At 71.4% G+C, this 20,824-nt stretch carries 17 protein-coding genes and 1 pseudogene; 15 read left to right on the top strand and 3 right to left on the bottom strand.

Going from position 1 to position 20,824, the window contains the following annotated elements; translation table 11 throughout:
* Nucleotides 1–442: 442 nt before the first annotated feature.
* Entirely contained in the window at nt 443–1,714 is a 1,272-nt protein-coding gene (locus JHN45_RS38255) for a hypothetical protein (protein WP_201054181.1), read from the top strand.
* 21 nt (nt 1,715–1,735) lie between these two features.
* On the opposite strand, the gene JHN45_RS38250 is transcribed toward JHN45_RS38255, so the two are convergent.
* Nucleotides 1,736–2,716 (bottom strand): ATP-binding protein, encoded by a 981-nt coding sequence (locus tag JHN45_RS38250; protein WP_200717585.1) that lies wholly within the window; start codon nt 2,714–2,716, stop codon nt 1,736–1,738.
* 101 nt (nt 2,717–2,817) lie between these two features.
* Between JHN45_RS38250 and JHN45_RS38245 the strand changes: the two genes are divergently transcribed.
* The gene (locus JHN45_RS38245) at nt 2,818–3,642 is read left to right on the top strand and encodes an oxidoreductase (protein WP_201054180.1); all 825 of its coding nucleotides are present in this window, start codon (nt 2,818–2,820) and stop codon (nt 3,640–3,642) included.
* A gap of 340 nt (nt 3,643–3,982) precedes the next feature.
* Here the strand turns inward: JHN45_RS38245 and JHN45_RS38240 are convergent, their stop codons facing one another.
* Nucleotides 3,983–4,825 carry an HAD family phosphatase gene (locus JHN45_RS38240; protein ID WP_201054179.1) on the bottom strand — a complete coding sequence of 281 codons (843 nt, stop codon included), beginning with the start codon at nt 4,823–4,825 and terminating at the stop codon, nt 3,983–3,985.
* 583 nt (nt 4,826–5,408) lie between these two features.
* Here JHN45_RS38240 and ssd point away from each other — a divergent pair.
* From ssd to JHN45_RS38205, 7 genes and pseudogenes are all read left to right on the top strand, one after another.
* A complete protein-coding gene (gene ssd, locus JHN45_RS38235) occupies nt 5,409–6,512 on the top strand; it encodes a septum site-determining protein Ssd (protein ID WP_201054178.1) in 1,104 nt (367 codons plus the stop codon).
* Entirely contained in the window at nt 6,509–7,702 is a 1,194-nt protein-coding gene (locus JHN45_RS38230; protein ID WP_201054177.1) for a TadA family conjugal transfer-associated ATPase, read from the top strand. The genes ssd and JHN45_RS38230 overlap by 4 nt, the downstream gene beginning before the upstream one ends.
* Nucleotides 7,703–7,745: 43 nt before the next feature.
* Nucleotides 7,746–8,618 (top strand): type II secretion system F family protein, encoded by an 873-nt coding sequence (locus JHN45_RS38225; protein ID WP_201054176.1) that lies wholly within the window; start codon nt 7,746–7,748, stop codon nt 8,616–8,618.
* A gap of 49 nt (nt 8,619–8,667) precedes the next feature.
* Nucleotides 8,668–9,486: a type II secretion system F family protein gene (locus tag JHN45_RS38220; protein WP_201054175.1), complete on the top strand. Its 819-nt coding sequence runs from the start codon at nt 8,668–8,670 to the stop codon at nt 9,484–9,486.
* A gap of 87 nt (nt 9,487–9,573) precedes the next feature.
* Nucleotides 9,574–9,810: a DUF4244 domain-containing protein gene (locus JHN45_RS38215; protein ID WP_234469942.1), complete on the top strand. Its 237-nt coding sequence runs from the start codon at nt 9,574–9,576 to the stop codon at nt 9,808–9,810.
* Nucleotides 9,797–10,174, top strand: a complete 378-nt coding sequence (locus JHN45_RS38210; protein WP_201054174.1) for a TadE family type IV pilus minor pilin — start codon at nt 9,797–9,799, stop codon at nt 10,172–10,174. Before JHN45_RS38215 ends, JHN45_RS38210 begins: the two co-directional genes overlap by 14 nt.
* An 8-nt stretch (nt 10,175–10,182) precedes the next feature.
* Nucleotides 10,183–10,587 (top strand): annotated as a pseudogene (locus JHN45_RS38205) (Rv3654c family TadE-like protein); the annotation flags it as partial.
* On the opposite strand, the gene JHN45_RS38200 reads toward JHN45_RS38205, so the two are convergent.
* Nucleotides 10,523–13,117: a DEAD/DEAH box helicase gene (locus tag JHN45_RS38200; RefSeq protein WP_236584576.1), complete on the bottom strand. Its 2,595-nt coding sequence runs from the start codon at nt 13,115–13,117 to the stop codon at nt 10,523–10,525. The pseudogene JHN45_RS38205 and the gene JHN45_RS38200 overlap by 65 nt on opposite strands.
* A gap of 80 nt (nt 13,118–13,197) precedes the next feature.
* Here JHN45_RS38200 and bldG point away from each other — a divergent pair, with 80 nt between their 5' ends.
* From bldG to JHN45_RS38170, 6 genes are all read left to right on the top strand, one after another.
* A complete protein-coding gene (bldG, locus tag JHN45_RS38195; RefSeq protein ID WP_003975386.1) occupies nt 13,198–13,539 on the top strand; it encodes an anti-sigma factor antagonist BldG in 342 nt (113 codons plus the stop codon).
* A 118-nt stretch (nt 13,540–13,657) separates the two neighbouring features.
* Entirely contained in the window at nt 13,658–14,095 is a 438-nt protein-coding gene (locus tag JHN45_RS38190; RefSeq protein WP_200716092.1) for an ATP-binding protein, read from the top strand.
* Between the two features lie 276 nt (nt 14,096–14,371).
* Nucleotides 14,372–16,777 (top strand): sodium-translocating pyrophosphatase, encoded by a 2,406-nt coding sequence (locus JHN45_RS38185; protein WP_200716091.1) that lies wholly within the window; start codon nt 14,372–14,374, stop codon nt 16,775–16,777.
* A gap of 219 nt (nt 16,778–16,996) precedes the next feature.
* A complete protein-coding gene (locus JHN45_RS38180) occupies nt 16,997–17,593 on the top strand; it encodes a small secreted protein (RefSeq protein ID WP_200716090.1) in 597 nt (198 codons plus the stop codon).
* 130 nt (nt 17,594–17,723) lie between these two features.
* Complete coding sequence (locus tag JHN45_RS38175; protein ID WP_201054172.1) at nt 17,724–19,244, top strand: class I SAM-dependent methyltransferase; 1,521 nt, start codon at nt 17,724–17,726, stop codon at nt 19,242–19,244.
* A 245-nt stretch (nt 19,245–19,489) separates the two neighbouring features.
* A partial coding sequence (locus tag JHN45_RS38170) for a serine/threonine-protein kinase (RefSeq protein ID WP_201054171.1) occupies nt 19,490–20,824 on the top strand: 1,335 nt, incomplete at its 3' end.

Genomic DNA, 20,824 nt, shown 5'->3' with positions numbered 1-20,824 from the left:
ATCCGGAAGCGGCGGTGCGGGGGCGGCGGTGGGCTGTGGGGCTGGGGGGCGCGCTTCGTCCGGTCGGCGTTCGAGTCGGTGGCGCGGGTGGGTACGCAGGCTGACATGTCTTCCCGTCTCCTCCGGGGCAGCGCGGTCGCGGAACTGGTGGTCCCCGTCGATGGCGGGGGTCGGTCGCGGCCGTGGGTCACGGCGTGCAGCGGCGGGATATCTCAACGCTCGGTAAATGGATCGTAATGCAGAGTAAAGGTCAAGCATAGACTTTCCGGGCAAATGGGTTAATGAGTCACCTCGCAGAGTGAAGTGAGAATTTCATCGGCTTGTCGTACTAATCCCACCTTCGGCCCCATGCGACCTTGGCGGCGCTGCCGGGAATCCCGGCACATCGCCAGAAAACGCCCTGATCGGCGTCGGTCCGAACGAAGGAAGAAGGTGGGCGGACATGGCCGCCACCCAGAGGATCACCGCGGGCGCCGTGATCGCCGCGGCCTGTGCCGCGTCGCTCGCCGGTTGCGCGATCGGTGACAACGGTTCCCCGCACGGAGCGAACGGTCCGCACAAGGCGGCGCCCGCCCCGGCACCCAGGAACGGAGTCCGCCTGATCGGGGACGGCTCCACGTCGTACACCGGGGCGCAGCCGCATCTGCCCAGACCCGAGCGGCTCAAGCCCGGTCAGAAGCCCCCGCAGTTCGTGGTGTTCTCCTTCGACGGCGCGGGCGAGGACAGCCAGAAGCTGTTCTCCCACTTCCGCAAGGTCTCCAAGGCCAACCACGCGAACATGACGTACTTCCTCAGCGGCGTGTACATGCTGCCGGAGGACAAGCGCGACCTCTACAAGCCCCCGGAGCACTCGCCGGGCAGCTCGGACATCGGCTTCAACGACGAGCAGGGCATCTCCGACACCGTGAAGCAGCTGCGCCTGGCGTGGCTGGAGGGCAACGAGATCGGCACCCACTTCAACGGTCACTTCTGCGGCAAGAACGGCGGGGTCGGCGAGTGGTCGGTCGCCGAGTGGAAGAGCGAGATCGCCCAGGCGAAGCAGTTCGTGAAGACCTGGAAGACCAACTCCGGGATGAAGAAGGCGTCTTCACTGCCCTTCGACTACGACAAGGAACTCGTCGGCGCCCGCACGCCCTGCCTGGAGGGCCAGGCCAACTTCATGAAGGCGGCGAGCCAGTTGGGCTTCCGCTACGACACCAGCGGGGTCAACGACCAGATCTGGCCCAAGAAGAAGGAGGGGCTGTGGGACCTGTCCATGCAGCTCGTCCCCTTCCCCGGCCACTCCTACGAGCAGCTGACCATGGACTACAACTTCATGGTCAACCAGTCCGGCACGCAGACCCAGGGCGACCCCGACAAGTACGAGCAGTGGGGCGACGAGATGCGTGACGGCCTGCTCAAGGGCTTCGACCGGGCCTACGACGGCAACCGCGCGCCCCTGGTCATCGGCAACCACTTCGAGTCCTGGAACGGCGGCACCTACATGCGTGCCCTCGACGAGGTCATCGAGAAGGTCTGCAACAAGCCGGAGACGCGCTGTGTCTCCTTCCGGCAGCTGGCCGACTGGCTGGACGCCCAGGACCCGGGGACCCTGGCGAAGCTGCGCTCCCTGAACGTCGGCGAGGCGCCGAAGCCGGGCTGGGCGTCCTTCCTGACCGGCCGCCCCGCGCCGGCCCCGAAGGGTGTGCCCGGGGCGCCGGCGGTCAAGCGGTAACGGGTCGCGAGAGGGTGCGCCTCACACCGGGGCGGTGATGCTCTCGTCGAGCACGAACCCGGGGTCGACCTGCGCCGCCAGGTCGGCCCCGGTGCGCTCGTTGCCCCAACTCCGGGCGTTCTTCAGGTGGAAGTGGACCATCTGCTGTGTGTAGCGCTCCCAGTCGCGCAGTTCGTACGTCGCGTCGGCGGCGATCTCCAGCATGCGCAGGGCGCGGCGGTTGACGTCCTCCAGGAGCTCGAACCGGGGCGGACGGCCCTTCTCCATGGCGCGCACCCAGTCCGAGTGCCCCACCGTCACCAGCAGGTCGTCCCCGACCTCGGCGCGGAGGAAGTCGAGGTCGTCCTGACCCTGCACCTTGTTGCCGACGACCTTCAGGACGACCCCGAAGTCGCGGGCGTACTCCTTGTACTGGCGATAGACGGAGACCCCCTTCCGGGTCGGCTCGGCCACCAGGAACGTGATGTCGAAGCGGGTGAACATGCCGGAGGCGAAGGAGTCCGAGCCCGCCGTCATGTCCACCACGACGAACTCGTCGCGCCCGTCCACCAGGTGGTTCAGGCACAGCTCCACCGCTCCCGTCTTGGAGTGGTAGCAGGAGACCCCCAGGTCGGCGTCCGTGAAAGGTCCCGTGACCATCAAACGGGCGGCGCCGCCGTCGAGTTCCACCGAGCGCGCGCAGGTGTCGTAGACCGGATTGTTCTCCCGTACCCGCAGCAGCCGGGAGCCCGTGCCGGGCGGGGTGGTCTTGATCATCGTGTCGGCGGAGGCGATGCGCGGGTTGCTGCCGCGCAGGTAGTCCTTGATCAGGGGGAGGTGCTCGCCCAGCGCGGGCAGTGCGGCGGCCTCCGCCTCGTCCAGGCCGAGCGCGGGGCCCAGGTGCTGGTTGATGTCCGCGTCGACGGCGACGACGGGTTGGGCGGTGGCCGCGAGGTGGCGGACGAACAGGGAGGACAGGGTGGTCTTTCCGCTGCCGCCCTTCCCGACGAAAGCAATTTTCATGTTCACGAAGCGTAGTCGCGCTGTAGCTGTATGTGGCAGGTGTGCGTGAAGAAGACCACTCCATCGTGGGGTGCGCCGCCGGGATGGCTAGTGTCGTACTCATGAGTACGACAGGTGCGACCGCCGATCCGCTAGCGGCCCTGGGCACGCTGCCCGGAGTGGCCGAGTCCGTCGAGTCCATGCGCAAAGCCGTGGACCGGGTCTACGGGCACCGGGTCATGCGGCGCCGCAGCAACGAGATCACCGCCGAGGCGGCACTGCGCGGGGCGCGTGGCTCCGCCGCGCTCTCCGGGGCCGACTGGGCACTCGAAGAGGTCCGCCGGCGCACCGACTTCAGCGGCGACCCGGAGGCCCGCACCGTGGGCGCGGCCCTGCGGCTGTCCGCCGAGGCGGGCCAACTCCTGTCCATCTGGCGGCAGTCGCCCCTCAGGGTGCTCGCCCGGCTGCACCTGGTGGCCGCCGCGAGCAAGGAGGGCGAGGTCGGACGGCCCCGCCAGGAGGGCGAGCCGGTCGACGAGCCGCTCGTCGAACTGCCCCTCCCCGGTGCGGCCGAGGTCTCGGCGCGACTGGACGGACTCTCGGAGCTGATCATCGCGGGCGGTTCGGCGCCGGCGCTGGTGACGGCCGCCGTCGTGCACGGCGAACTGCTCGCGCTGCGCCCCTTCACCTCCCGCAACGGGCTCGTGGCGCGCACCGCCGAGCGGATCGTCCTCATCGGCAGCGGTCTCGACCCGAAGTCCGTGTGCCCGGCGGAGGTCGGCCACGCCGAACTCGGGCGCGCCGCCTATCTGGCCGCCCTGGACGGCTATGTCTCCGGCACCCCGGAGGGCATGGCCGCGTGGATCACCCACTGCGGGCGCGCCGTCGAGCTGGGTGCGCGCGAGTCGACGGCGGTGTGCGAGGCGCTGCAGCGCGGAGCCGCCTGACACAGGAAAACGGCCCCCTACGGAGGGGGCCGTTACGGGTTGCGGCGGTACGAGGATTCGTACCGCCGCTGGCATGTTCCACCGGGTTACCAAGCGTCCTCGAAATATTGCCCATCAGGTCGGGAACATTGCCCGTCACCTGGTGCGGCTGGCCCGTAATCGACGGGTCGACGTCGCGTGGGTGCTCGGTGTTCATGCGCGGTCCGTGGGGCCAAATGCGTTATTAAGGTGATCCTTTCGGATGTCCTTGGTCTCGCGGGCCGTTGAATCCTTTGTACTCCCGCGCCGGAGGAAGCGGAACCCCTTACCGCGCTTCTTTACTTTTGCGTTCAAAGGGTCACTAACCGGCGTAAACGGTCGCCGCCTTGCGTCGGCTCGCGTACCAGACGAGCCCCGCCGTGGCCGCCGCGGCACCCACGGCCGCCGCCACCACGAGCGCCGGGCGGGGCGGCACGGAGAGCGTGGGCAGCCGCTGCTTGAGCCGGACCGGGCGGTTGAAGTCCAGAATCGGCCACCCGCGCGCGATGGCCTCGCGGCGCAGCGCGCGGTCCGGGTTCACGGCATAGGGACGGCCCACGGTCTGGAGCATCGGCACATCGGTCGCCGAGTCGCTGTAGGCGTAGCACCGGTCGAGGTCGTAACCCTCGGACTGGGCCAGCTCCTTGATCGCCTCGGCCTTCGTCGGGCCGTACGCGTAGTACTCCACCTCGCCCGTGAAGCAGCCGTCGTCGCCCACCACCATGCGGGTCGCCACCACCCGGTCCGCGCCCAGGAGTTCACCGATCGGCTCGACCACCTCGGCGCCCGAGGTGGACACGATCACCACGTCGCGGCCGGCGCGGTGGTGCTCCTCGATGAGGGATGCGGCCTCGTCGTAGATGATCGGGTCGATCAGGTCGTGCAGGGTCTCGGCGACGATCTCCTTGACCTGCTGGACGTTCCAGCCGCGGCAGAGCGAGGACAGGTACTTGCGCATCCGCTCCATCTGGTCGTGGTCGGCGCCCCCGGCGAGGAAGACGAACTGCGCATAGGCGGTCCGCAGCGCGGCCCTGCGGTTGATCAGTCCGCCTTGGTAGAAGGACTTGCCGAAGGTGAGCGTGCTCGACTTCGCAATGACCGTCTTGTCCAGGTCAAAGAAGGCTGCTGTGCGGGGCAAGGAGTGGTTTTCCACAACCCAGAGCATAGGCGCAGCCCATTCGGCGTAAGGTGTGGCGCGTGGGTTTGCCTGAGAGGGCTCTCGGGTACACCATGGAAGTCACGGATCGTTCGCGACCGTGCTAACGCGGCCCGGCTCCTCCCCCCCCGAGTCGGCCGTGAAGGCGACCCCCACTCTCCCCCCCGGTGGGGGTCGTCGCATGTCCGGACCCGTTTTCTCTTCCTGCGTGTGGTCGTGAGGCCAACCCGAGGCGGCCGAGGCCGCCTTTTTTCATACCCAGAGCCCGTCACCGTGCGTAGTTGTCGGGCTGCGCTGCGGAACTCGCACAGAGGCCAGTACGGGGGTCACCGGTATGGGTGACGGCGATATTCACAGGCACTGCGGTGTCCACAGTTTTCGACCAAGATCCACACGATTTCCGTGATGCCCGCACCGTGATTCCAACGCGTCCTCGCTCGCGGCGAGTTCATGGCCGGTTCCGTTTGTCGGACGCGTTCGGCCCGTTTCTGTCGGCCGTGCATATGGAGGCCGATCGCCGGTTCTTCACACGTTTGGGAATGGCGGGACCGCAGGGGTCACGCGAGAGACACATCGATGGGGGATGGAAAGAATGGCCGGAACTGTCACACACGATCCGCCACCCGCCGCCGGCGGACGGCAGGGCGGACCGCTGATCGTCACCGAGGACGCCGAACTCCTCGACGACCTGCTGCGCCTGTGCGCGGCGGCCGGCGCGACACCCGAGGTCCATCCCGGGGTCCCGGAGCGCCGGGGCGGCTGGGAGACGGCGCCGCTCGTCCTGGTCGGCGACGACGCGGCACGACGGGTGCGCGGGGCCGTCCGCCGCAACGGGGTGGTGCTGGTCGGCCGGGACCAGGACGACTCCGGGGTCTGGCGGCGGGCCGTCGAGATCGGCGCCGACCACGTCCTGATGCTGCCCGACGGCGAGCAGTGGCTCGTCGACCGCATCGCCGACGTGGCCGAGGGCGTCGGCCGCCCCGCCCTCACCGTCGGCGTCATCGGGGGCCGCGGCGGGGCCGGGGCGTCCACGCTCGCGTGCGCCCTCGCCGTCACCTCCGCGCGGGAGGGACTGCGCACCCTCCTGGTGGACGCGGATCCGCTCGGCGGCGGACTCGACGTACTCCTCGGCGGGGAGAGCGCGGAGGGCCTGCGCTGGCCCGCGTTCGCCGCCTCGCGCGGCCGGGTCGGCGGCGGCGCCCTGGAGGAGTCCCTCCCCGAACTCCACTCGCTCCGGGTGCTCAGCTGGGACCGCGGCGACTGCGTCGCCGTCCCGCCGCAGGCCGTCCGCGCGGTGCTCGCCGCGGCCAGAAGGCGCGGTGGCACGGTCGTCGTCGACCTGCCGCGCCGCATCGACGACGGCGTCGCCGAGACCCTCGCCCAACTCGACGTCGGCCTCCTGGTGGTCCCCGCCGAACTCCGCGCCGTCGCCGCGGCCGGCCGGGTCGCGTCCGCCGTCGGCATGGTCCTGCGCGATCTCCGCGTGGCCGTCCGCGGGCCGTACGCCCCCGGCCTCGACGACCGGGAGGTGGCCCGCCTGCTTGGACTGCCGCTGGCGGGCGAAGTCCCGCTCGAATCGGGCCTGTTGCGGCCGCACGACGGCAAGTCGCCGCCGGGGGCGGCCGGACGGGGGCCACTGGCGCGGTTCTGCCGGGAGTTCTGGGAGCGGGCGCTGGTCGAGGCGGGTGGCGTATGAGCGAGCTGGTGGGGAGCGGTCCGGCCCCGGGCATGCCCGTCGGGATGCTCGACGGTGTGCGGCGGTGGCTGGCCGAGAGCGGGGGTGAGCCGACGCCCGCGCGGGTGGCGCAGGCGCTGCGGGAGCAGGGGCGGGTGCTGGGGGACGCCGAAGTCCTCGGCGCGGCCGAGCAGTTGAGGTCCGAGCTGGTGGGCAGCGGGCCACTGGAGTCGCTGCTCGCCGACCCCTCGGTCACCGACGTGCTCGTGTCGGCCCCGGACCAGGTGTGGGTCGACCGGGGCGGCGGCCTGGAACTGACCGCCGTCACCTTCCCGGACGCGGCGGCCGTACGACGCCTCGCACAGCGCCTGGCCGCGGTGGCCGGACGCCGACTGGACGACGCACGGCCCTGGGCCGACGCCCGGCTCCCCGACGGGACCCGCCTGCACGCCGTACTGCCCCCGGTCGCCGTCGGCTGCACCTGCCTCTCGCTCCGTGTCGTACGACCGCGCGCCTTCACGCTCGGCGAACTGGTCGCGGCGGGCACGGTCCCGCCGGGCGGTGACCGGATCCTGCGGGCCGTGATCGAGGCCCGGCTCTCCTTCCTGATCAGCGGCGGCACAGGCAGCGGCAAGACGACACTCCTGAGCGCGCTGCTGGGGCTGGTCGGGCCGGGCGAGCGGATCGTGCTCGCCGAGGACTCGGCGGAGCTGAAGCCGGACCATCCGCACGTCGTACGGCTGGAGAGCAGACCCGCCAACCAGGAGGGCGCCGGCCTCGTCACCCTCCAGGACCTGGTCCGCCAGGCCCTCCGCATGCGGCCGGACCGGCTCGTCGTCGGCGAGGTGCGAGGACCCGAGGTCGTCGCCCTCCTCGCCGCGCTCAACACGGGCCACGAGGGCGGCTGCGGAACCGTCCACGCGAACGCCGCGGCCGATGTCCCGGCCCGCCTGGAGGCCCTGGGTACGGCTGCGGGCCTCGACCGGGCCGCGCTGCACAGCCAGTTGGCGGCGGCCCTGTCGGTGGTCCTGCACCTCGTACGGGACCGGGCCGGGCGGCGCCGGATCGCCGAGGTCCACGTTCTGGAACGGGACCCGTCGGGCCTGGTGCGCACGGTACCGGCGCTGCGGTGGGGCGCGGAGGCGTTCGCGTACGAGCGGGGGTGGGAGCGGTTGCGGGAGTTGATCCGGGGTGCGGGCGAAGGGAGTTGACGGGGATCCAGTGCGGGACGGGTGACGGCGAACGGGAGTGGTGATGGACGTGGGAACGGGTGAGATGTCGGTCGGGGCGGCCGCGGTGTGTGTCGGGGCCCTGGTCTGGCAGATGGGCGGGCGGCGGTCCGGGGCGCGGCGGGCACAGTTGCTGTTCGCCGGCGGCGAGGCGGTGGGTGTAGGACCGCCTTCGTGGGAGCGGGCCGCCGACGAACTGCGCCGGATCCGGGGCCGGTTGCGGGCCGAGTGGTGGTCACTGGGCGTCGGACTGGTGGTGGCGGTACTGGGGGCTTCGCTGGTTCCGGTCGTCGCGGGGGCGGTCGGAGTGCCGTTGCTACGACGGGTGCGGCTGGCCGGGGAGGCCCGGCGGGCGCGGGAGTCGCGAGGGGACGCGGTGATCGCGCTGTGCTCGGCGCTGGCCGGGGAGGTGCGCGCGGGGCGGCAGCCGGGCGAGGCGTTGCTGCGGGCCGCGCTCGACTCCGAGGGGCTCGGGGAGGCACAGGCCGCGGTGCTGGCGGCGGCGCGGTTCGGCGGGGACGTACCGGGTGCGCTCACCTCGGCGGCCCGACAGCCGGGCGCGGACGGCCTGTTGGGGCTCGCCGCGTGCTGGCGGGTCGCCGTGGACCAGGGAGCCGGACTCGCCGCGGGACTCGACCGGCTCGAAGGGGCGTTGCGCGCGGACCGCGACCAACGGGCCGATCTGCGCGCCCAGTTGGCCGGAGCACGGGCCACCGCCGTGATGCTCGCCGGCCTGCCGGTGCTCGGGCTGCTGCTCGGCGCGGCGATGGGCGCCGATCCGTTGCGGGTGCTGCTGCACAGCGGGGCGGGGCTGGGGTGCCTGGTGGTCGGGGGGTTGCTGGAGGGCCTGGGGATGTGGTGGGCGCTGCGGATCGTGGGCGGGGTGGAGGCGGCGTGAGCGGAGCAGGCGGGGTCGCTGGGTGTCGGCGTCGGAGAAGGGAGGTCGCGTGAGTACGGAAGTTGTCCACAGGCTGGGGGTGGCCCTGGGGGTGGTGCTGGCCGTGGCGTGGTCGGTGCGGAGGCTGGACGCGTGGCGGCGGGCTCGGAGGGGTCGGCGACGGCTGGCCGGGCTGCTGCCTCGGGAGGCTCGCGAGATTCGGGAGGGTCGGGAGGCTCGCGAAGTGCCCCTCGCCGGGCGGCGGTTCGAGGCTCGGGATGCCGCTCGGCGGTGGTTGCCCGTGGTGGGCGTCGTGGGTGCCGGGTGGGTGTTGGTCGGAGGGATCGCCGGAGTCGTCGTGGGCGGGGCTGTCGCACTCGCGCTGTGGTGGTGGCGCCGTAGGCAGGTGGCCGACGACACCGGCGCCGAGCGCGACGCGGCCACCGCCGCACGCCAACTCCCCCTCGCCGCCGATCTGCTGGCCGCCTGTATCGCCGCCGGGGCCTCTCCGGTGATCGCCGCCCAGGCCGTGGGCGAGGCGTTGGCGGGACCGGTGGGGGAACGGCTGGCGCGTGCGGCGGCGGAGGTGCGGCTCGGCGGCGAACCGGCCGACGCCTGGCGGAGGTTGGCCGCGCTCCCGGGCGCCGGCCCGCTGGCCAGGCTGCTCGAACGGGCCGACGAGTCGGGGCTCCCCGCCGCCGGACCTGTCGCACGGCTCGCGGCGGAGGCCCGCGCCGACTGGACCCGCACCGCGACGGCACGGGCCCGGCGGGCGGCCGTCCTGATCACCGCACCGGTGGGGCTGTGCTTCCTGCCCGCGTTCATCGCGGTCGGAGTGCTGCCCGTGGTGATCGGGCTCGCGGGCGGGGTGACGGGAGGGGGCGGCTGATTCAACAACCAGGCAATCAAGCAGCCAAGCAATCAAGCAGCCAAGCAATCAAGTAACTGAACCGACAGGAACCTCACGGGGGTTGAGATGTACAAGGCAGTGCAGGGAGTACGGGCAGCGGCGGTACGGGTGGTCCGAGCGGTACGGGTACGGGCGCAACTCCGCGCCGCGCGCCGGGACGCCGGTATGGCAACGGCTGAATACGCGATGGGACTGGTCGCAGCGGTGGCGTTCGCCGTGGTGCTCTACAAGGTGGTGACCAGCGGAGCGGTCAGCACGGAACTCCAGGACATCGTGAAGCGGGCCCTCGATGCGAAGGTGTGAACGCCGGGGCGGCGACGGGGGATTCGTGACGGCGGAGGCGGCCGTGGTCCTGCCCGTGCTGGTGATGTTCGCCATGGCGCTGGTGTGGGGGCTGCTGGTGGTGGCCGCGCAGATCCAGTGCGTGGACGCGGCGCGGTCCGGCGCCCGTGCGGCGGCTCGGCAGGATCCCGCCGACGCGGTCGTCCGGGTGGCCCAGGACACGGCACCGCGTGACGCGAGGGTCACGGTCTCCCGGGAGGGCGACCAGGTCCATGTGGTCGTGGTCGCCAAGCCACCGGTGCTGAGCGGGCTGCCCTTCGAGGTGCGGGAGGAGGCCGTGGCGGTGGCGGAGGAGACGGTGGGAGAGGGGAGGGCGGGGCCGTGAGGTGCCGTATGCCCGCGCTGGGGCGCCTGAGACTCCGTCACCCGGGCCGGGAGTCGGACCGTGGGTCCGCCACCGTCTGGAGCCTCGGGGCGATGGCCGTGATGTGCGTCGTGTTCGGCATCGTGCTCGCCCTGGGGCAGGCCGTCGTGGCCCGGCATCGCGCGGCCGGCGGTGCGGATCTCGCGGCCCTCGCGGCGGCCGACCACTGGGCGGACGGCGGTACGGGCGCTTGCGCGCAGGCAGAGCGGGTGGCGCGGGCGCAGGGGACGCGGCTGGTGCGGTGCGCGGTCGTGGGGGAGACGTCGGACGTGACGGCGGCGGCCGGCCTGGGACCCTTCGCGGCGGAGGTCAGGGCGCGGGCGGGACCCGCGGGGCCGGTGCTGCCTCCGGCACCCGCGCCTCTTTCTCCGGGACCGGCACCTCCCCCTCCCGCACCTGCACCGCTCCCTCCTGCACCGGCGCCTCCCGTACCTGCACCTGCGCCGCTCCCTCCGGCATCGGCGCCTCCCGCAGCAGCTCCGTGAGCAACCGCACCGCCCCCCGTTTGTGCAACGGCTCGTTGCCGTTGCCGCACTTGGGGGACTGGATGCAGGACGGGCAGCCGGCCTCGCACTCGCAGGAGGCGATGGCCTGGCGGGTGGCGGTGAGCCAGGCGCGGGCGGTGTGGAAGGCGCGCTCGGCGAAGCCCGCGCCGCCGGGATGGCCGTCGTAGACGAAGACCGTCGGCAGCAGCGTGTCGGGGTGGAGGGGGACCGAGACTCCGCCGATGTCCCAGCGGTCGCAGGTGGCGAAGAGGGGGAGCATGCCGATCGAGGCGTGTTCGGCGGCGTGCAGGGCGCCGCCGAGGATCTCGGGGTTGATGCGGGCGGCGTCGAGCTGGTCCTCGGTGACCGTCCACCACACGGCGCGGGTGCGCAGCGTACGAGGAGGGAGGTCGAGTTTCGACTCGCCGAGGACTTCGCCGGTGATGACACGTCGGCGGAGGAAGGAGACGACCTGGTTGGTGACTTCGACGGAGCCGTAGCACAACCTGCCCTGGCCCCAGGGGAGTTCGATGTCCGTCTCCAGGACGGAGATGGCTGTCGTGTCGCGGGCGACCGTCGAGTACGGGGGGTTGGCCTCCTCGACCAGGGCCACCGAGTCCTCCAGGTCCAGGGAGCGCACCAGGTACGTGCGGCCCTGGTGGAGGTGGACCGCGCCCTCGTGGACGGTCGCGTGGGAGGCGGACTCGTCCACCGTGCCCAGGAGGCGGCCCGTGCCGTTCTCGACGACCTGGACCGGGCTTCCGCCCCCGCCGCGGATGTCGGTGAGGTCGGCGGCCCGTTCCCGGCGCGTCCAGTGCCAGGCCTTCGCCCGGCGGCGGAGCAGTTTCGCGGCCTCCAGCTGCGGCAGCAGGTCCGCCGTGGCGGGGCCGAAGAGGTCCAAGTCCTCTTCGGTCAGCGGTAGTTCGGCCGCCGCCGCGCACAGGTGGGGGGCCAGGACGTACGGGTTGTCCGGGTCCAGGACCGTGGATTCCACGGGCTGGTCGAAGAGGGCCTCCGGGTGGTGGACGAGGAACGTGTCCAGGGGGTCGTCGCGGGCCACCAGGACGGCCAGGGCGCCCTGGCCGGAGCGTCCTGCACGGCCCGCCTGCTGCCACAGGGAGGCACGGGTTCCGGGGTAGCCGGCGATGAGGACGGCGTCCAAGCCGGAGACGTCGATGCCGAGTTCGAGGGCGGTGGTGGCGGCGAGGCCCAGCAACTCGCCGGAGTGGAGGGCGCGTTCGAGGGCGCGGCGCTCCTCGGGGAGGTAGCCGCCCCGATAGGCGGCGACCCGGCGGGCCAGTGAGCGGTCGACCTCGGCGAGGCGTTCCTGGGCGATCAGCGCGATCAGCTCGGCGCCGCGCCGGGACCGTACGAAGGCCACCGAGCGGACGCCCTGGACGGTGAGGTCGGTCAGCAGGTCGGCGGTCTCGGCGGTGGCGGTGCGGCGGACCGGGGCGCCCTTCTCGCCGTGCAGTTCGGTGAGCGGGGGCTCCCAGAGGGCGAACACCAACTCACCGCGCGGTGAGGCGTCGTCGGCGACCTCGACCACCGGGAGGCCGGTGAGGCGGCGGGCGGCGACCGAGGGCTCGGCGGCGGTCGCGGAGGCGAGGAGGAAGACGGGGGAGGAGCCGTAGCGGGCGCAGAGGCGGCGCAGGCGGCGCAGTACCTGGGCGACGTGGGAGCCGAAGACGCCCCGGTAGGTGTGGCACTCGTCGATGACGACGTACTTCAGGGACTTCAGGAAGGAGGACCAGCGCGGGTGCGAGGGCAATATGCCCCGGTGGAGCATGTCGGGGTTGGTCAGCACGTAGTTGGCGTACTGGCGAACCCACTCGCGCTCCTCGAACGGAGTGTCGCCGTCGTACACGGCCGGGCGAACTGCATTGCCCAGCGGTTGTGAAAGTTCCTTCACAGAGCGGAGCTGGTCGGCTGCCAGGGCTTTTGTGGGGGCCAGGTAGAGGGCGGTGGTGCCGCGGCCGTTGGGTGCTTCGGAGCCGTCGAGGAGGGCCGAGAGGACCGGTACCAGATAAGCCAGCGACTTGCCCGAGGCGGTGCCTGTGGCAACGATCACTGACTCGCCGTCGAGGGTGTGCTCGGCGGCCTGTGCCTGGTGGGCCCAGGGGTGTTCGATACCGGCTTCCTGGACGGTGGCGATCACCTCCGCGCGAATCCGGTCAGGCCAGACGGCATGGCGGCCCTCACGTGGGGGCAAGTGCTCCGTATGAGTGATGCGCGAAGCCCGGCTCGGTCCGGACGCGAGCCGGTCCAGAACCGTGCCCGGCGAGAGCCCGGACACGGGGTTCGCCGAGGGTCGATCGGATCGCTGATTCTTGGCCATCGGCACCGAGTGTGTCACTGGCGTGACGGACAATGGAGCCAAGGCGTCGTGCACGCCCTGCGGTAAGTGATTGAATGCCATCGCGGCTGGCGAACCGTCCTGGGGGCTCTGCCGAGGTGTCCCATGGGATGACCGCTCGATAGCAAGGTGCTGGAGGATCCGTGGACCTGTCCCTGTCGACCCGTACCGTCGGCGATCGTACGGTCGTCGAGGTCGGTGGAGAAATCGACGTATATACCGCGCCCAAGTTGCGCGAACAGCTGGTCGAGCTGGTGAACGACGGGAGTTTCCACCTCGTCGTCGACATGGAGGGCGTCGACTTTCTCGACTCCACCGGGCTCGGTGTGCTGGTCGGCGGCCTGAAGCGGGTGCGTGCCCACGAGGGCTCGCTGCGCCTGGTCTGCAACCAGGAGCGCATTCTGAAGATCTTCCGTATCACCGGCCTCACCAAGGTGTTCCCGATTCACACCTCGGTCGAGGAAGCGGTGGCGGCCACCGACTGACCGACCGTTCAGGGAGCGGTGAACGACCGCTCCCCGATCGGCCGTATAGACGACCGGTGGTCCGGGCTTTCGGCAGCCCGGCCCTCCGACAGCACGCCCGTAGTCCCGAGGGGGATGCATGGCCACCGTTGAACTCCGCTTCAGCGCGCTGCCCGAGCACGTCAGGACCGCCCGACTGGTGGCGGCAGCGGTGGCGCGCAGGGCCGGAGTGGACGAGGCCGTACTCGACGAGGTGAGACTCGCCGTCGGCGAGGCCTGCACCCGCGCGGTCGGGCTGCACCAGAGCAGTGGGATCACCGCCCCGGTGAAGGTGCTGCTGATCGAGGAGGAGAAGCAGTTCTCCATCGAGGTCGGCGACGAGGCACCACGCTCGGCTCCCGGCGACAAGGCGCCCGGGGCGCTGGGCGAGGATCCGGACGCGGAGACCGAGGAGGACGAGATGGGTCTCGCTGTCATCAGCGGGCTCGTCGACGACGTCGAGGTCACCGCGGGGGAGCACGGCGGATCGATCCGTATGACGTGGCCGACGACACCGCCGGCCGCGCCGCTTTCCTGAAAACCGCCGCACACCACAGCCGAAGGGCCCTGCTGAGCAGGGCCCTTCGGCATTTCCGGGAGGGTACCGCGAGTGCCCATTCTCGGCGCGCTGGAATTCGTGAATCAATTCACGATCAATGCCCCGCCCGCTGCCCGATGATTTGATCAAGCGCCAATGCTTTTAAGGCATTACTATGCGAAGGCCAATTCCGTTTGCCGCGCACTGTTTTGATCAGGTTCCGGTACCTACAATCCGTCCACATCTTGAGCTCAGCACAGGCGTCAAGGAGGACGAATGGCGGGGCTTTCTACCCCTCAGCAGTTTGACCACCCCACAACCTTCGCAGCCGCAGTCCTGACCCACGACAACCGCATCCTCGTGATGGTGATCGGCCTCGTGGCGCTGGCAGCGCTCGTGGTCGCGGGCATCCTGGTCCGCCAGGTGCTCGCCGCCGGCGAGGGCACGGACAGCATGAAGAAGATCGCGGCAGCGGTCCAGGAGGGCGCGAACGCCTATCTGGGACGGCAGTTGCGCACGGTCGGCGTATTCGCCGTGATCGTTTTCTTCCTGCTTCTGCTGCTGCCCGCGGACGACTGGAATCAGCGCGCCGGACGATCGATCTTCTTCCTGATCGGCGCGGTGTTCTCGGCGACCACCGGCTATATCGGCATGTGGCTCGCCGTACGCAGTAATGTCCGTGTCGCCGCGGCGGCCCGGGAAGCGACCCCGGCGGAGGGTGAGCCCGAAAAGGATCTCACCGCCGTCTCGCACAAAGCCATGAAGATCGCTTTCCGCACGGGCGGCGTCGTCGGCATGTTCACGGTGGGGCTCGGTCTGCTCGGCGCCTCCTGCGTGGTGCTGGTGTACGCGGCCGACGCGCCGAAGGTGCTGGAGGGATTCGGCCTCGGTGCCGCCCTCATCGCCATGTTCATGAGGGTCGGCGGCGGCATCTTCACCAAGGCCGCCGACGTCGGCGCCGACCTGGTCGGCAAGGTCGAGAAGGGCATCCCGGAGGACGACCCGCGCAACGCCGCGACCATCGCCGACAACGTGGGCGACAACGTCGGCGACTGCGCGGGCATGGCGGCCGACCTCTTCGAGTCGTACGCCGTGACGCTGGTCGCCGCGCTGATCCTCGGCAAGGCGGCCTTCGGCGACTCCGGACTGGCCTTCCCGCTGCTCGTGCCGGCGATCGGTGTGATCACCGCCATGATCGGCATCTTCGCGGTGGCGCCACGCCGGTCCGACCGCAGCGGCATGTCCGCGATCAACCGGGGTTTCTTCATCTCCGCGGTGATCTCGCTCGTGCTGGTGGCGGTCGCGGTCTTCGTCTATCTGCCGTCGAAGTACGCCGACCTCGACGGCGTCACCGACGCGGCGATCAAGGTCAAGGACGGCGATCCGCGGATCCTCGCGCTCGTCGCCGTGGCCATCGGCATCGTGCTCGCCGCCCTGATCCAGCAGCTGACCGGCTACTTCACCGAGACGAACCGCCGTCCCGTGATGGACATCGGCAAGACCTCGCTCACCGGCCCGGCCACCGTCATCCTCGCGGGCATCTCGCTCGGCCTCGAATCGGCCGTCTACACCGCCCTGTTGATCGGTCTCGCCGTCTACGGCGCGTTCCTGCTGGGCGGTGCCTCGATCATGCTGGCGCTGTTCGCGGTGGCGCTGGCCGGCACCGGGCTGCTCACCACGGTGGGTGTGATCGTCGCCATGGACACCTTCGGGCCGGTCTCCGACAACGCGCAGGGCATCGCGGAGATGTCCGGCGACGTCGAGGGTGCGGGCGCGCAGGTGCTCACCAACCTGGACGCGGTGGGCAACACCACCAAGGCCATCACGAAGGGCATCGCCATCGCCACCGCCGTCCTGGCAGCGTCGGCGCTCTTCGGGTCGTACCGCGACGCGATCCTCACCGCCGCCAACGACGTCGGCGAGAAGATCTCGGGACCGGGCGCGCCACTCAACCTCATGATGGACATCTCCCAGCCCAACAACCTGGTGGGGCTCATCGTGGGCGCCGCGGTCGTCTTCCTGTTCTCGGGGCTCGCGATCAACGCGGTCTCGCGGTCCGCGGGGGCCGTGGTCTACGAGGTGCGGCGGCAGTTCCGCGAGCACCCCGGGATCATGGACTACACCGAGACACCGGAGTACGGGCGCGTCGTCGACATCTGCACCAAGGACGCGCTGCGCGAACTGGCCACGCCCGGTCTGCTCGCCGTGCTCACGCCGATCGCGGTCGGGTTCACTCTCGGCGTCGGCGCGCTCGGCTCGTTCCTCGCGGGCGCGATCGGCACCGGCACGCTGATGGCGGTCTTCCTCGCGAACTCGGGCGGCGCCTGGGACAACGCGAAGAAACTCGTCGAGGACGGCAACCACGGCGGCAAGGGCAGCGAGGCCCACGCCGCCACGGTGATCGGCGACACGGTCGGCGACCCGTTCAAGGACACCGCCGGTCCGGCCATCAACCCCCTGCTGAAGGTGATGAACCTCGTCGCGCTGCTCATCGCGCCCGCGGTCATCAAGTTCAGCTACGGCGACGACAAGAACATCGGGGTGCGCATCACGATCGCGGTGCTCGCGTTCCTGGTGATCGCGGCCTCGGTGTACATCTCCAAGCGGCGCGGGATCGCCGTCGGGGACGAGGACGACGCCGAGCGGGTGACCAAGAAGGCGGACCCCGCGGTGGTTTCGTAGGCGGTCCTACGGGGCCCGGTTCGGGGGGCCTTGCGAGGTCCCGCTCAACCGGCGGGCGGGCGGCGCGAGTTGTGGGCGTCGCCCGCCCGTTCTGTATGTGTTCAGGGCCTCGCCGTGAGCCTTCTCTCGCTTGGTGCAAATGGTCCCAAAAGCGTTTGTATCGGTCCTCGGGCTCGGGGGTGCGGCCTGTGCGCCGTGTATGTTCCGGGGCCGAGAGCCATGGAAGGGACCAATCCGGTGAACAAGAAGCTCGCGGTCGCACTGTCCGGCGGTGCGGTACTGGTACTGGCGCTGTCGGGATGCGGTGGCAGCGGCGACGACACGGACGCCAAGCTGGACACCTGGGCCAAGCAGGTCTGCGTCGCGGTGCAGCCGCAGGCGAAGAAGATCGAGGCCGCCAACACGGCGATCCAGAAGGAGACCTCGGACAACAGCACCCCGGAGCAGGTCCGGCAGACCGACTCGCAGGCCTTCCAGGACATGTCCGACGCCTACAAGGCGATCGGGGCCGCCGTGAACAGCGCCGGGGCGCCGGACGTCGACAACGGCGCCACGAAGCAGCAGAACGCCGTCAAGGAGCTCAACGACATCTCCGCGTCGTACGCCGCCCTGAAGAAGCAGGTCGACGGGCTCGACGTCAAGGACCAGGCGAAGTTCGCGGACGGCCTCAAGGGCATCGCGACCTCGCTGGACAAGCTCAGCACCAGCGGGAACGACGCCCTGAAGACCCTCGAAGAGGGCGATGTCGGCAAGGCCATGACCAAGCAGGAGGCCTGCAAGTCGGCGTCCGCGTCGGCCTCGACCGGGACCACCTGACCTCGCTCGGTGAACGGCGCCTCCTGTAGGCAGCGATCTTTCAGTGACTGAAAGATGCCCCGGTACGCGTGCGTGCCGGGGCCTTCGCACGCGCGGGCACGTTGTCGGCCGGAGCGGCCACAATGGGGGCGTGAGTAACTCCACCCTGCCCACGCTGCCCGCAACCGACCGCCCGGAGGTCGCCGCCCTGCTCCGGGACGCCCTGCTCGGCGCCTCCTTCACCGCCGACGGACTGCTCGACCTGCTCGGCGCCCCCGCGTACGCGGCGCTGGCCCGCAGCGAGACCGTGCCGGCCCTCCGCGCGACCCGGGGCGACACCCCGCTGGAGACCCTGGTCCGCCTGTTCCTGCTCCAGCAGCCCGTCCCGCACGCACGCGTGGCGGACGTCCTGCCCGTCGACGCGTGCGTGGAGAGCGGCTGGCTGACGTCCGTGGGCGGCGACGAGGTCGCCGCGACCGTGGACGTACGGCCCTACGGCGGACCGGGCGGCGAGGACTGGTTCATCGTCTCCGACCTCGGATGCGCGGTCGGCGGGGCCGGCGGCATCGGCAGCCGGGAGGAAGGCGTCGTCCTCGGGGTGGGCGGCGCGTCCACGACCCTCGCGGGCATCACCGTACGGACGCCGGTGGCCGCCGCGCTCGACCTCGGCACCGGTTCCGGCATCCAGGCGCTGCACGCGGCCCAGCACGCCACACGCGTGACGGCCACCGACGTCAACCCGCGCGCCCTGCACATCACCGCGCTCACCCTGGCGCTCTCCGGCGCCCCGGCGGCCGACCTCCGCGAGGGCTCCCTCTTCGACCCGGTCCGCGACGACGAGACGTACGACCTGATCGTCTCGAACCCGCCCTTCGTGATCTCGCCCGGCGCCCGACTGACCTACCGCGACGGAGGGATGGGCGGGGACGATCTGTGCCGGTCGCTCGTTCAGCAGGCGGGGGACCGGCTGCGCGAGGGCGGATTCGCGCAGTTCCTCGCCAACTGGCAGCACGTGGAGGGGGAGGACTGGCAGGACCGGCTCAGGTCGTGGGTGCCGCGCGGCTGCGACGCGTGGATCGTGCAGCGCGAGGTCCAGGACGTCACGCAGTACGCCGAGCTGTGGCTCAGGGACGCCGGCGACCACCGGGGCGACCCGGCCGCGTACGAGGCGCTCTACGACGCGTGGCTCGACGAGTTCGAGGCGCGCAAGGTCAAGGGCGTCGGCTTCGGCTGGATCACACTGCGCAGGACGGGATCTGACGCACCCTCGATCACCGTCGAGGAGTGGCCGCACTCGATCGAGCAGCCGCTCGGCGACACCGTGCGCGCGCACTTCGACCGCGTCGACCGGCTGCGTGCCCTCGACGACGCGGCCCTGCTCGCCGCCCACTTCAGGCTCGCCGCCGAGGTCATCCAGGAACAGGTCGGTCTGCCCGGCGCCGAGGACCCCGAGCACGTCGTGCTGCGCCAGCACCGCGGGATGCGCCGGGCGACCAAGGTCGACACGGTCGGCGCGGGCTTCGCCGGCGTCTGCGACGGCAGCCTGAGCGCGGGCCGCATCCTCGACGCGATCGCCCAACTCGTCGGCGAGGACCCGGTCCTGCTCCGCGACCGGACGCCCGCGCAGATCCGGCTGTTGGTGGAACAGGGGTTCCTGGAGCCCGTCGACTGACCGCCCGCGGCGGCCCGTTCACCGATCGGCCCGCCTCGCGTTCCGCCGATCGTTCCGCCTCGCGCCGAGCCCGCGCCCGTCACGCCTGAGGCCTGCCCGCACCACTGAGCCGCCTGTGTCGCCGTCCGGCGAGATCGGTGGGATTGGTACGGAAAAGCCCTCTTGTCAGTGGCGGGTGCGAGGCTACCTTCGGAGACAGGTTCCACGCGTCCTCGGGGGAGGCGCGCCGTCTCGGGGGAGGCGTGATGGCCGGGGATACGCCGGAGCAGGGTGAAGGCAGGATCGTCAACGGACGCTATCGACTGCTGCGCACGCTCGGCGCGGGCGGCATGGGCCGCGTATGGCTCGCGTACGACGAGGAGTTGGCCTGCGAGGTCGCCATCAAGGAGATCTCGCTGCCGGACGTCCCGAGGGACGCGAGCGAGCCCGCGCACCGCATCGCGCGGGCCCGCAGCGAGGCCCGGCACGCCGCCCGGCTGCGCGGCCACCCGCATGTGGCGACCGTGCACGACGTGGTGATCCACGAGGGCCTGCCCTGGATCGTCATGGAGTACGTTCCCGACGGCGTCGACCTCCAGGCGGTCGTCCGCCGCTCCGGCCCGCTGCCGCCCGCACAGGTCGCCCGCATCGGCCTCGCCGTCCTCGACGCGCTCACCGCCGGACACCGCATCGGCATCCTGCACCGGGATGTGAAACCGGCCAACATCCTTCTGGCGCCGAACGCTTCGGGCGATCCCTACGCGCGCGTGCTGCTCACCGACTACGGCATCGCGCTCCAGCCCGAGTCCCGCGAACCCCGCCTCACCGCGACCGCCGGCATCCTCGGCACACCCGGTTACCTCGCCCCCGAGCGGGCCCGCGGCGAGCCGCCCACCCCGGCCGCCGATCTGTTCTCCCTGGGCGCCACGCTGTACGCCGCCGTCGAGGGCCGCGGCCCCTTCGACCGCCACGGCGACTACGCGACCCTCACCGCCCTGCTCGGCGAGGAGCCCACACCCGCCGTCCGCGCGGGCGAACTGGCGCCCGTGCTCCAGGGGTTGCTGGTCAAGGACCCGGTCCTGAGGTCCACGCCGGAGACGGCGGCGCACGGTCTGGAGCGGGTCGCGCTGTCGGCCGGTCCGATCCCGGGGCACACACCGATGCCGGAGGGCTTCGGCCCGGCACCGGTCGGCTGGTCCACCCCCGAACGACCGCCGGGCAACGCCGACTTCGGGCCGCCGGGCCAAGTCGCTGGAGGGCCTCCGGGTCAGGTCCCTGCCGGACCACAGGGCCAGGTCCAGGGCGGGCCGCCCGGATACGTCGTGGACAGCGGTCCCTACGGCTCGGGGACACCGGGAGGCGGTGGCCCCGGGGCCACCCACCAGAGCCCCGCGCCGTACGGTGACCGGCCCGCGGCCGCCCTCGGGGGCTACACGCCCGCGGGCCGGCCCACTCCGGGCACCCCGAACACCCCGGGCGTCCCCCAGACCCCGGGTGCGCCGCCCACCCCCAACACGCCGAACACTCCGGGCGGCCCCGCTTCGCCGTACGCCCCGCAGGGGCAGGCCGGTTCGGGCGGGGCGTACGGCCAGTGGAACCCG

This window comes from Streptomyces sp. MBT53 (genome assembly GCF_016654115.1).
Lineage (GTDB): Bacteria > Actinomycetota > Actinomycetes > Streptomycetales > Streptomycetaceae > Streptomyces.
This window is presented reverse-complemented; position numbering and strand designations above follow the sequence as displayed.